Source organism: Pedobacter sp. HMWF019 (genome assembly GCF_003061025.1).
In the GTDB taxonomy this organism is placed as follows: Bacteria; Bacteroidota; Bacteroidia; order Sphingobacteriales; family Sphingobacteriaceae; genus Pedobacter.
Genome location: NZ_QAIL01000315.1, coordinates 1 through 12,049, shown reverse-complemented (window position 1 = coordinate 12,049; position 12,049 = coordinate 1). Strand labels below are relative to the sequence as shown.

Annotated in this window: 10 protein-coding genes; 6 read left to right on the top strand and 4 right to left on the bottom strand. The window is 39.1% G+C overall.

The features are described from left to right. Nucleotides 1-395: helix-turn-helix domain-containing protein (locus DBR11_RS17735; protein WP_233260804.1), on the top strand; the 395-nt coding region annotated here is incomplete at its 5' end. A gap of 99 nt (nucleotides 396-494) precedes the next feature. After that, complete coding sequence (locus tag DBR11_RS17730) at nucleotides 495-1,637, top strand: putative sensor domain DACNV-containing protein (RefSeq protein ID WP_108553979.1); 1,143 nt, start codon at nucleotides 495-497, stop codon at nucleotides 1,635-1,637. A 69-nt stretch (nucleotides 1,638-1,706) separates the two neighbouring features. Here DBR11_RS17730 and DBR11_RS29655 read toward each other — a convergent pair whose 3' ends face one another. Continuing rightward, the gene (locus DBR11_RS29655) at nucleotides 1,707-1,877 is read right to left on the bottom strand and encodes a hypothetical protein (RefSeq protein ID WP_158275317.1); all 171 of its coding nucleotides are present in this window, start codon (nucleotides 1,875-1,877) and stop codon (nucleotides 1,707-1,709) included. Nucleotides 1,878-2,022: 145 nt separating this feature from the next. Continuing rightward, nucleotides 2,023-3,486, bottom strand: coding sequence for an amino acid permease (locus DBR11_RS17725; RefSeq protein WP_108553978.1), 1,464 nt, complete (start codon nucleotides 3,484-3,486; stop codon nucleotides 2,023-2,025). Between the two features lie 178 nt (nucleotides 3,487-3,664). Between DBR11_RS17725 and DBR11_RS17720 the strand changes: the two genes are divergently transcribed. Together DBR11_RS17720 and DBR11_RS17715 are read left to right on the top strand one after the other, a co-directional pair. Beyond that, the gene (locus DBR11_RS17720) at nucleotides 3,665-3,997 is read left to right on the top strand and encodes a PadR family transcriptional regulator (protein WP_108553977.1); all 333 of its coding nucleotides are present in this window, start codon (nucleotides 3,665-3,667) and stop codon (nucleotides 3,995-3,997) included. After that, nucleotides 3,994-5,553 (top strand): PspC domain-containing protein, encoded by a 1,560-nt coding sequence (locus tag DBR11_RS17715; protein WP_108553976.1) that lies wholly within the window; start codon nucleotides 3,994-3,996, stop codon nucleotides 5,551-5,553. The genes DBR11_RS17720 and DBR11_RS17715 overlap by 4 nt, the downstream gene beginning before the upstream one ends. An 18-nt stretch (nucleotides 5,554-5,571) precedes the next feature. Here DBR11_RS17715 and DBR11_RS17710 read toward each other — a convergent pair whose 3' ends face one another. Further along, a complete protein-coding gene (locus DBR11_RS17710; protein ID WP_108553975.1) occupies nucleotides 5,572-8,301 on the bottom strand; it encodes a carboxypeptidase-like regulatory domain-containing protein in 2,730 nt (909 codons plus the stop codon). 204 nt (nucleotides 8,302-8,505) lie between these two features. Then, on the bottom strand, nucleotides 8,506-9,138 hold the full coding sequence (locus DBR11_RS17705) for an NAD(P)H-dependent oxidoreductase (protein WP_108553980.1): 633 nt from the start codon (nucleotides 9,136-9,138) through the stop codon (nucleotides 8,506-8,508). 257 nt (nucleotides 9,139-9,395) lie between these two features. On the opposite strand from DBR11_RS17705, the gene DBR11_RS17700 reads away from it, so the two are divergent. Together DBR11_RS17700 and DBR11_RS17695 are read left to right on the top strand one after the other, a co-directional pair. Further along, complete coding sequence (locus tag DBR11_RS17700) at nucleotides 9,396-10,610, top strand: OmpP1/FadL family transporter (protein ID WP_108553974.1); 1,215 nt, start codon at nucleotides 9,396-9,398, stop codon at nucleotides 10,608-10,610. Between the two features lie 18 nt (nucleotides 10,611-10,628). Further along, nucleotides 10,629-11,927: a G-D-S-L family lipolytic protein gene (locus DBR11_RS17695; protein WP_108553973.1), complete on the top strand. Its 1,299-nt coding sequence runs from the start codon at nucleotides 10,629-10,631 to the stop codon at nucleotides 11,925-11,927. The last annotated feature ends 122 nt before the right edge of the window (nucleotides 11,928-12,049 follow it).

The window sequence follows — 12,049 nt, the reverse complement described above, 5'->3', positions numbered from 1 at the left end:
GCGTTGTAGTATGTTTAACTTCGGTGTATAAAATAAGAATCGATAATAAGATCAATATGAATAGAATTGGGCTAAGAATAAGAAGCTTAAGGCAAAAGATAGAAAACAGCCAGGAGCAGATTGCAAAAAAATTAGGAATTTCTATTCCTGCTTTTTCTAAAATGGAGACCGGTATTACAGATATTAATGTTTCAAGGATTTTCCAGATCGCAGAATTATTTAAAGTAAAACCATCCTTTTTCTTTGAAGATGATGATAAAGGTGGGCATATAGATACAGATAAATTGGAGCTTGTAGAGCAATTACAGCAAAAGACCTCTACAATTGTCGATCTACAGGCTAAACTTATTCAATGCTATGAAGAAATTGAGGAAATGAAAAAAAGTTCTAAATAGTTTTTTGATTTGTATTGAGGCGGTGGAAGTATAGTTTTGTGTTTTGTAAATGACTTAGACTGGCTGTTTTATTTAGCTGGAATATGTTAACTTTAAGCCATGATTTACCAGTCAACTTACCAGGCCGCAAAGATAATTGCTCCCAAAGTGGAAGCCATATTTGCACAGCATTTGTCTGCTGCGAAGGAGAGTGGAGAGGAAGATCTTGCCCCACTGCCTGTTGCTCATCTGGTAGAACATATTATTGATGCCACATTCTGGGCAAGTCTTCGTAAAGAAGAAGGGCATTCGCCCAAGATTTCTTTAGCTTTTTTGCCACCGGAACAGGCGGGTAATCCCCTGTTATTTAAATATAATCTTCCTTTAAATCCTGGTACGCTAACAAAGATTGCACCGGGAGTTGAACGTGCCGGTATTCATTTGGGTATTTGGTATGATGGAGAGGAGTTGTATGTGTGGGGTACAACCTTAAGTATTCCAAATTTTTGCTTTGTACTGGATGTGTCTGAACCTGGTTTACTTGTGATTAAACACAGAAGGATCTACGGTTTTGGAAAATATACAAATATCGCTGTTTTGAAAGGGGAACAGATTAAGATCGTGGACAATTCTTCTCCAAGGTCTCATGATTGGCCAACAATGTTGCTTTCTTTACTGGACTTAACTGCTCCATCTTATTGGAATGATTCCGTTAATGTGCTGATCCAAATTGCGGTTTCTATGCGTTCACATCAACGGGGAGGAACACTCCTTGTTGTGCCATCTGAACACAATAACTGGCTTCAGTCTATTGTAAAACCAATTCAATACGGCGTTCAGCCGTCATTTCGCGGTCTGTCTAAATTGCTGATGCAAGACAGGAAAGAGGCGAGCCAGATCTTTTGGCAGACTGCTCTGAAAAGGGAAGTGGAGCATTTGTCTGGACTTACGGCAATCGATGGAGCGACAGTTGTGAATGACAAATATGAATTGTTGGCATTCGGAGCAAAAATCGGACGTGCGAAAGGAAAAGAGAGTGTAGAAGAACTGTCTTTTAGCGAGCCTATTGTAGGGGGAGGTGCAGTGGTGATGCATGCCTCTAAGGTTGGGGGTACAAGGCATCTTTCTGCGGCACAGTTTATCCATGATCAGCGGGATGCAATTGCTTTAGTGGCTTCACAAGATGGGCATTTTACGATTTATACCTGGTCTTCGCAATATAATAGGCTGCAGGCTCACCGTATAGATACGTTATTATTATAGGAAGCTTTCATAAAAAAAGCGCACAGAAAATCTGCACGCTAAAAAATTAATTAATGCTATTTTTAAATCCTAGGAAAAGATGATTGCACCAATAATCACCAATGCAAAAAGAGTTGCTATCACGATTCTATCTACGGTTACCCATTGTTCGTGAGTAAGCTTTTTTTCTTCTGCCCTTTCTCTTTTTTCCGTTCTGGACCTGGCCAATTGTGGAAAAACAGGATTTAATTTCATGATCATAAGTAGATATTAATGATGTACTTATGAATTACAAAGTGTAGGCCAAGATTTCGAATCAATGTTAAAATGTTAATAACTTTGATTTTGTGTGGAAAATATTTTGACTTCCAGTATTTTAGACTCCTGGAAGGGGCTTTAACTAAAGTTAGGGATTCGTCAATTTCATTATTCTAACTGATTTTCTAAGTTTACTGTTCTTTTTTCCATATAGAAAATAAATAGTCAGTCCGGCTGCAAGCCAAACCAATAATCTGATCCAGGTGTCAGCTGGCATAAAAACCATCATAGCAAGGCAAGTTAAAATGCCGAGAATAGGGATAAGGGGTACCAATGGGACTTTGAATGGGCGTTCTGCTTTTGGGTCCGTTTTACGAAGAATAAGAATACCAATACATACCATAAGAAATGCCAGTAGGGTACCAATACTTGTCATTTCTCCTACCACCCTCATTGGAACAAAGGCAGCAAAAAGGGAGATAAAGCCGCACAGAACTATATTAGATTTGTAGGGTGTTTTAAATTTTGGATGTACGTCTGAGAATACTTTAGGAAGTAAACCGTCGCGGCTGATGGAATAAAACATTCTGGACTGAGCCATGAGGTCGATCAGGATAACGGAGGTATAGCCAATTAGGATGGCGAGTATAATGGCTTGACTTAACCATCCATAAGGTGTCTTTTCAATAGCTATAGCCACTGGTGCACCGCTGTTGGCGAATTCCTTATAATTTGCCAGTCCGGTCATTACGTGTGCAAATAGCCCAAATAGGATGGTGCAAACCAATAAGGATCCTAAAATCCCAATAGGCATATCTCTTGCAGGTTTTTTTGTTTCCTGTGCGGAGGCCGCAACTGCATCAAAACCTATGAATACAAAAAAAACCAGGGCGGCTCCCCTTAAAATACCACTCCACCCATAATGTCCAAATTCTCCTGTGTTTTGCGGGATATATGGTTTGTAATTTGCAGGATCAATATATCTCCAGCCCAGAGCAATAAATACGAGCACAACACCTACTTTTAGAAAAACGATAATACCATTGACGAGTGCTGATCCTTTGGTGCCCCGGATAATAATCAATGTCATCAGAATAACGATCAACGCCCCTGGGATATTGATCCACCCATGTATTACTGATCCATCCCCCAGTTTTGCGGTTTCAAATGGTGAAATGGTGAGTCGAGCAGGAAGGTAGATATGGAATGAAGCGAGAAAACGGGTAAGGTATTGCGACCAGCTAATAGCTACGGTAGCGCATCCTACAGAATATTCAAGAACGAGGTCCCAGCCAATAATCCATGCAAATAATTCGCCCATAGTTGCATAGGAATACGTATAAGCACTTCCTGCTACAGGGATCATAGAGGCAAATTCTGCATAACAAAGTGCAGCGAATCCGCAACCCAGTGCCGCAATGATAAAGGAGATGGTAACAGCGGGACCTGAATAATTAGCTGCCGCCATTCCCGTAATAGAAAATAAGCCTGCTCCCAGAGTAAGGCCAACGCCAATAAGAATGAGATTTAGAGGTCCTAAGGTTCTCTTTAAGGAATTCTCTGATTGCTCAGCAGCTTCACGTCTGATGAGTTCAATGGATTTCTTTAGCATGTGCGCTTAATTAAGGATACAAAAGTACTTTTTTGGATAATATAAATACTACTATAAATTGCAGTATAAAATTATTTGTAAAATTATATATCTGTAAATCAGTTATTTATTAAGTTATTTTGTTTTTATATAGTACTATGTATTGCATATTACTATATAAAACATATATCTTTGTTATATGATAGCAGAAAATACGCAAACACAAATGCGGAAGGGCATACTAGAGTACTGTGTGCTGCTTATAATATCAAGAGGAGAAATTTATGCCTCTGATATTATCGCCGAGTTAAAGTCGGCCAAATTATTGGTGGTTGAGGGTACGCTCTACCCACTACTCACCCGTTTAAAGAACAACGGACTTCTTAGTTACAATTGGGTAGAATCCACTTCGGGACCACCCCGTAAATACTATGTCCTTACCGAAGCGGGTCGAGACATGGTAAAACAGTTGGATACCACTTGGCAGGAACTTTCTTATGCAATTGAAACCTCTAAACAAACAAACAAATGAAACGCACACTGAACATAAATATCGGGAATTCTCTTATTCATATAGAAGAGGATGCTTACGAGCTTTTAACAGGCTACCTCAATGAAATTAAAGCCCACTTTGCAAAGAGTGCGGATGATTTTGAAATCGTAACAGATATAGAAAATAGAATTGCGGAGATGTTCCGCGAAATTCTGACCACCCAACAGAAAGCGGCAATTAATACGAACGATGTGCAAACCATTATTGCGCAGATGGGTACCGTACGTGATTTTCAATCCTCTGAAGAGGAAGAAGAAAATGCCTTCATTCCACCTTATTCTGCTGGTATAAAACGTCTCTATAGAGATACTGAACAAGGAATGGTTGCAGGTGTCTGTGCAGGATTGGGTCATTATCTGAATATCGAAGACCGTTGGATTCGCCTGTTTGCGCTTCTTTCTGTGCTTGTAGGCGGTGCAGGTATTCTTGCTTATTTTGTGATGTGGATTATTGTTCCCCGTGCTCAGACCAGGTCTGAAAAAATGTATATGAAAGGTGAGGCTATTAATCTTCAAGGCTTTATTAGAAACTTTCAGGATGAAATGGAAAATAATCAACTTATTAAAAGATCAGGGACCTTTATTACAGAATTTATTGATGTATTGGGAAAGTTTATTTCAGGAACAGGGAAAACTATATTCAAATTTGTAGCGGGAACAATTATTCTGATGTCAGCAATAATGCTGTTGGGCTTGATTGTGGTATTGGCTATCTTCCTTGGTATATGGGATGCCGGCGCGAATGAGATCTTTCCTTTAAGTATGGTAGACCAGGCTTACCAGTCTACGTTATTGTTTGCCGCCTTCATCTTTTTTGCAGTGCCATTGCTTGCGCTACTTCTCTTCTCTGCCCGTGTCGCTTTTTCTTCCCGGCCAGTGAATAAGGCAGTTTCTTTTAGCCTGCTGATTGTATGGCTGCTAGGTACCGCGACAGGTATTTTTTATATTGCTAAAGTGACGGCTGACTTTAAAGAAGAGGCTGAATTTACTCAAACAAGCTCTCTAAAACCATATTCAACTTATACCCTGGTCTTGGATAAATCCCGTTTTTTTTCCAAAGAAGACAGTGTGCGTTACCAGATCAATTCAGACAGTTATAGGGGAAGGATCATTGTAGATCATAATGATGGACCTTTTCAGCGGCCTGTCGATGTCCGGATCAGGATCGAAAGAAGTATGGATGGGAAATTTGCTGTGGTTCAAAACTTCAGTGCTCATGGAAGGTCATTTGATATTGCTCTGAAGAATGCACAAAGTATTCATTATGATTTTTTACAACAGGATTCGGTACTTAATTTTAGCCCTAAATTATACCTGACCAAAAATAATTACTGGCGTAACCAGGAAGTTAATGTAACCGTGAAAGTTCCTGTTGGAACTAAATTGATATTGAACAAAGATCTTGACCGGTATCTGGAAGATTACAGATCCTGGAACTGTGATCACGAAGGAGGAGATAACAAGGATTTTGCAGAATGGGTAATGACAGAAGATGGATTAAAATGTCAATACGAAATTAACGGGGAGCATCATTAATGATCCTCCCCGGAAATATTATTTAACCGTATAGCGGTAGATAAAACGGCCCGGGTTGCCGTTTTTGTCTAAGCCTTCAACTACGGCTTTATAAGTGCCTTTACCCTCGGCATTAAAGAACTCAAATGATACTGCTCCGGTTGCGGCATCTGTGATCACCCTTGGATTCCAGTAAATTGTTGTCCTCAGGTCTTTCATATTGATGTTCTCTGCAGTATATCTTGGTGAATAGAATTCACGTTGTTTACTGTAACCTTTGGCATTCACAGTAATCACATTGTTCTGAGGTAAAAGCTTTTTGATCTCTTCAAGGCTCATCTTTTTCACTTTCTTTGCTTTTTTCATGTTAATGGAAATTACTCCATTAGAGTTATACATCCTGTTAACCGTACCCAATTCGTCTTTAGTAAAAATTTCAATGGATTCCAGTTCTGCCATATTTACCGACGAAAGTGCATAAACATCTACTGGCATTCCCGCCAGAAAGATTTGCACAGGTGTTTTGTTTCCCGCATTAAAATCACGTGTTACATAAAAATTATTGGTGTTTGTATCCCAGGTTAATCCCATAGCCATACTTTTAAGGCAAGTTAAAAGGTCATTACAGCCCTGAAAACGATCTGCGTCTAATAGGTGGTCTGGCATCATACTTAATCCAGAAAGGGCAGAGTAGTCAGCGTGGCTTACCTTTTTTATCGGAGCTGCAGTGATTTTAACCTCTTTCAGTTGTCTTAAATAGCTGTATTGTTTTTTGCTGTTATTCAGGTAATTGTTTAATGTGCTGTCAATGTTCATCACCTCATCTGCTCCATTCCTGTTGGTGCCAATTGCAGGCGCGGGCTCCTGGTCTACCATAATCATAAGGTTGCTGCCATTGGCGCCGTATTTAGCACTGATTACTACTTGTGAAGAGTCTGGAAAGTTCAGGTTCTGAAAATTAAATACACCGGTAGGGTTTGTAAAGGCTTCGGCCGAGAAAGTTCTGCCGGGTATCGTTAAACGCAAGCCAGCTTTTTTTACCGGCATACCTGTGCGATCTCTCAAAGTTCCTGTGATGTTCATTCCCTGTTCGGGAAGATAACTAACCTGAGGGTATTTTCCTGCGAGAATTTCTTTATAATCAAAACGGCGATAGCCTTGTGTAAGCATTAGAATGTCCAGATCGGCTAGTTTTTTGTCATTGGTTTTATTGAAATAATAATTCGGTTTTTCCAGATAGCCTTTCAAATCAGAGCTCAATAAGAGTGAACTGAAAATGGTCGTTTCATTATCCTCGTCAAAAGGAACTTTCTGCTCATCTGTTACGGAAACAGAAAAATCTCCAGCCAGTTTCTCTGCTGCGTTTTTAGCTGTCACCGTCATTTTAACCTTTTGTCTTGGTTTGTAGGCTGGTAAATCCGTTTGTACCGAAAGATTTAAAGCATCCTGGTGCAGGATAAAAGCAATCCTTTCACTTACCGGTTCGCCGGTGGCAGAGAACAAGGTAATTTGCACAATGCCCGAAGGAAACTTTGCTTTAGGTATTTTAGCAACAGTAACCTGGTTTTGCAAAACCGTTTGAGCGGCGTAATAAATTACTCCTGCATTTTGGGCTACAATAAACAAATTTTTGTCTTTGTTCTGCTGAAAATAGGTGTCGTTAGCAACAATTTTAAGATTAATGTTATCTGCAGCAGCATTATTGATCTGGAGCGTTATACCAGAGGCAGCAGATTTTGGAAGTTCAATGGTCTTACTGCTCCCATCCTTGAAGGAAATATTTGCCTTATAGGTTTTACCTGCATCCGCATTGACATAGAACGAGCCCATTCCCATATGCGAGGACGTCAAAGTAGTGATCTGATTTCCATCGTTATCTACGATAGTTCCAGTAAGATTCACGCCCAGGCCATTAGGATTGACCGCCTTGAATGCAACTTGGGTTGGTATACCTGATATCAGTTCACCCCCCTCAGGAAAAAATTGGATGTCATTATCTCCACTTTTAGGTTTTAGCTCAAAAGTAGAAGTTAAGCTTTCTTTGTCTCCGGTACTGATGTCCGTAATTAAGTTCCCATTTTTAATAATCTGGTTTTTCTTTGGACTCAAATTAATGTTAAGTACTCCATTTTGGTCTGTTGTACCCTTGCCTTTTAAAATGACATCATAATCCGAGATGACCCTCCAGTTTACAGTTTTGTTAGAGTAGGGTAGTTTATCTGGATTTTTATATTGAATGCGGGCATTAATTACCTGTTGATCTTTGGTGGAAGTAGCTGAAGTGTAGGTGAAATGCGTTAACAATTGTTTGTCAACCGCTTCTCCAATTGGAATATTCTTAGTAAAGAAATAAGCGGGATCAAAGTTCAGCATCCATACTGTATATGCCCTGACATAGTAATTACCTTGTTTAAAATTCAAAGGATCCAGCGGGATATTGCCATAGGCAACGCTGTTTGCTACAGGAAATTTTAAAGAGGCAATAAGCGAATCTTTCGCGCTCATTACATCCACATAAACTACTTTACTTAAAGGTGAAGGAAGGTTCTGTTCGGAGGTAAGGTAAGCTTTGAACCATATGGTGTCTACCACACTATAATAAGGCTTGTCGAAATGAAGATATACTTTTTCAACAGGATACAATTCAGGCAATTTGCCTGTTTTTTTTATAATATTATTTAAGATCGTGGTGTCCTTCTGAGAAAATGCCGAAAAGTGTACACTAACTAAGGCAAGCATCAAAGCAGCAACAAATTTTAAATACTTCATGAATATAAATTAACAAATTAATTAGGCTAATATATTCATTTATGCGCTTAGCTCGTTCATGTCAAACCCTGTTTAACATAATTTGACATTTTATGATACAATATTTTTACATGCAGGAAAAAAAAAGAGGTAGAAACCTAAATCTCTACCTCATGATATAAACTGGGAATTATAAATATTTTATGGTACGGATATCGTTCCGACTTATTTGAATTCTATAACGAAATCCTCAAAAGGAGTACGTACTTTCTTTAGATTAACCAGCCAATCTCCGCTATCATCTCTATAGCCTAAAGGTAACAACGTTGTGCTTCGCAGATTCTGAGCTGAAAGGCCTAAAACTTCATCCAGTTGTTTAGGGTCAAAGCCTTCCATTGGTGTGGCGTCAACCTTTAATAATGCGGCCTCAGCAATTGCAACACCAAAGCCGATATAGGCTTGCTTAGCAGCATGATGGAAATTTTCCTCTGCAGATTTGGCCGTATACAAAGAGATGATCCTGTCCTCATAATCTTTTGTGGCATCAGCCGGAAGGCTACGTTGTGCATTAGTGTGTGAAAATACCGATCTGATTTTTTCTGGGGTATAATTGTCCCAAGCTGCAAAAATAAGAAGGTGCGAGCAGTCGATGATCTGTTGCTGACCAAAAGCGATAGTTGAGATCTTTTCCTTTAACTCCTGGTTGGTAACCACAATTACCTTAAAGGGTTGCAAGCCAGAGGAAGTAGGGGCTAGTCTTGCCGCTTCAACAATCTGGTCTACTTTTTCCTGGGGTACTTTTGTACCGTTCATCTTTTTTGTGGCATATCGCCAGTTTAATGCTTCAATTAAGCTCATATCTTTATTCTTTTTAAACAATTTTATCTGTTATTCATAATAGGTATATCAAAAATAACAGTGTTAGCAAATGTAAGTATGTTATTTACTGTAAAACAAAAAGTAATTTGTTTTTGACTTTTAAATGAAAATTGTTTCTTTATTATGCATGCATATTATTATATTAGCTTAAACATATTGTATGGATGAATTGTTAGAAGATTATAACTAATCTAATACACATTGAAACATATATTTTAAACAACTAACCAAATATCATGAAAAAGATTCTACTCAGTTTTCTAATGGTAATACCTGTTTGGGGATTTTCTCAATCTTTCCAGGTTAACCTTCAGGGGCAAAAGCAAACAGCAATGGGCGGTGCAGGCACCGGAGTTGCTATGGACGAAGCTTCGGTGTTTTTCAATCCGGGTGCGGTTTCCTTTCTTAAACAAAATGGTGTTCAGGGTGGGATAAACGGTATTATGCTGAAGACTGCTTTTAGCCAGACAGGTTCAAATTTAACAGAACATAACCAAAACAAATTACCTACTCCTTTTGCAGCATATGCGGTTTTTGGTTCGCCTGAAAACAGATTAAGATTTGGTATAGGTGTTTATACTCCATTTGGAGGTGCAATGCATTGGGATCCTAATTGGACGGGCAAATATGCTGTAACTTCGCTTGATCTACAGGCTATTTATATACAGCCAACTTTAAGTTTAAAGATCAGCGATAATATTGGTATAGGCGGTGGGTTAGTTTATTCGTTAGGTAAGGTAGATCTTCAGCGTGCCATCCCAATTACCCTCAATAATGGAGAGTCTTCTACAGCTCAACTTAAAGGAACCTCCAAAGATTTTGGCTGGAATGCAGGTATTTATGTTAAGACACTTTCCGGAATCTCCATCGGTCTTACCCACAGATCTAAAGTAAATGCAACGGTAAAAGATGGAGATGCGAACTTTAATATTCCCGATGCATTAAGGTCTACTTTTCCAACTAAATTCAATGCAACCTTGCCGCTGCCGGCAACCAGTACACTTGGTTTCGGTTTCTATCCTTCGGAAAAAACAACCATTGCCCTGGATATAAACTGGGTGCAATGGCATGTCTATAAAGACCTTTCTTTTGATTACGATAATAATGCTAGAATTCCAGACACACATTCTCCGCGGAACTATAAAGATGCGGCTACTTTTAGACTGGGTATTGAGAATAAAGCGAATTCTTTTCTGGCTTTAAGAGCAGGTATTGGTTATGCATTAACACCGGTGAGTGATGGGTATGTGACGCCGGAGGTTCCAGATGCTAATCGTTTATTACTAAGCGCAGGTATCGGACTTAAACCTTCTGAAAGATTTGGTGTGGATTTCTCTTTCTTGTATGAGAATGTAATTGCAAGGAGTGGAACCAATATAGAAACCGGATTAAGTGGTACTTTTAAAACTGTAGCTTATATCCCTGGTGTAGCATTATCCTATAAATTTTAATCCTCAAAGAGAAAGATCATGAAATCACAATATTTTTATAAAGGTGTTCTTGCACTGGCAATTCTTGGCTTAGTCTCTTGTAAGCCCTCCGCTGAATCTGTAAATACAGTTGTTCCCAATAAAGGGAATGCAGATTTTTCCCGGTACATAGCTGTCGGAAATTCACTGACTTCTGGATATGCTGACGGCGGCTTATATCTGGATGGACAGAAAAATTCCTTTCCATTAATGATTGCAGAACAAATGAAAACAGTCGGAGGTGGAAGTTTTAGCACTCCTTTTTTTCCAGACAATCAGCCGAATGGATCAGGTCATCTTCAGCTTACCGGTTTTAATGCAAATGGTACGCCTAAAATCACTATGATCCCCCCTGATGCTTTACGGCCTGGTACAGCTTTCTTTACTAAATATACTGGTGATATCAATAATTATGGTGTTCCCGGAATAAAACTTATCCATGCAGAAATTCAAGGTTATGGTACTGCTAATCCATTTTATGAACGTATGTTGACAGATGCCACTTTATATACCCCATATTTAAGTTTCGTAACCTCTAAGCCCTTCACTTTTTTTAGCATGTGGCTAGGTAATAATGATATTCTTGGATATGCAAGTTCTGGAGGCGCTGGAGATGTCCCAACACCTAAATCTGCTTTTACAGCAGAATATAATGCCGTTATAGCCAAGTTGGTACAAGGTGGAACCGGTGGTTCAGGCGCAAAAGGAGTTGTAGGGACTATTCCTGATGTAACAGCGACAGCTTATTTTCAGACGGTAACATTAAACACTCTGCTTGCAGCAATTCATGCTTCTCCGGGAGGCGCATCTGTAAATACCTTGTATATTGTTACGGGTGCAGGTGTTACGCGGCCAGCAACTGCAGCTGATTTATTTACGTTAACACTGAGTTCTGATAATGTGATAGGTGTGCCTAATTCTTCAGGTTTTCCGTACGGAATAGACCCAAGAAATCCAATTGCAAGTAAATATGTTCTGGATAAAGATGAAGTTGCGATTGTAAATGACTATGTGACTTCTTATAATGCAACTATAAGATCTGTTGCGGCGGCTTATGGCCTCGCTATAATGGATGCGAATGCAATGCTGAAAGAATACGGTGCTGGTAAAGTAGTTAATGGTGCTGCTGTAAGCGGTGCTTTTATTACTGGTAATCTATTTTCTTTAGATGGAATTCACCTAACCCCTATGGGTTATGCAATAACAGCAAATGGTTTTATAAATGCCATCAATGCAAAATACGGATCAAGTATTCCAATAGTAGATGTTACGAAATATAGAGGGGTTAAGTTCCCTTAATATTGACTTTTAGATAGAAAAGCCCCTGAAAAAATTTATTTCAGGGGCTTTTTATGTCCCGAGGAGTTTGTTTGGATTACTTTGTTTTTTTATTGTGGATAACTTAACTTTCTTTATTGTAG

Coding starts and splice junctions, on each gene's coding strand:
- DBR11_RS17730 (WP_108553979.1), top strand. CDS start 495: ATGATTTACCAGTCAACTTACCAGGCCGCAAAGATAATTGCTCCCAAA.
- DBR11_RS29655 (WP_158275317.1), bottom strand. CDS start 1,877: ATGATCATGAAATTAAATCCTGTTTTTCCACAATTGGCCAGGTCCAGA.
- DBR11_RS17725 (WP_108553978.1), bottom strand. CDS start 3,486: ATGCTAAAGAAATCCATTGAACTCATCAGACGTGAAGCTGCTGAGCAA.
- DBR11_RS17720 (WP_108553977.1), top strand. CDS start 3,665: ATGATAGCAGAAAATACGCAAACACAAATGCGGAAGGGCATACTAGAG.
- DBR11_RS17715 (WP_108553976.1), top strand. CDS start 3,994: ATGAAACGCACACTGAACATAAATATCGGGAATTCTCTTATTCATATA.
- DBR11_RS17710 (WP_108553975.1), bottom strand. CDS start 8,301: ATGAAGTATTTAAAATTTGTTGCTGCTTTGATGCTTGCCTTAGTTAGT.
- DBR11_RS17705 (WP_108553980.1), bottom strand. CDS start 9,138: ATGAGCTTAATTGAAGCATTAAACTGGCGATATGCCACAAAAAAGATG.
- DBR11_RS17700 (WP_108553974.1), top strand. CDS start 9,396: ATGAAAAAGATTCTACTCAGTTTTCTAATGGTAATACCTGTTTGGGGA.
- DBR11_RS17695 (WP_108553973.1), top strand. CDS start 10,629: ATGAAATCACAATATTTTTATAAAGGTGTTCTTGCACTGGCAATTCTT.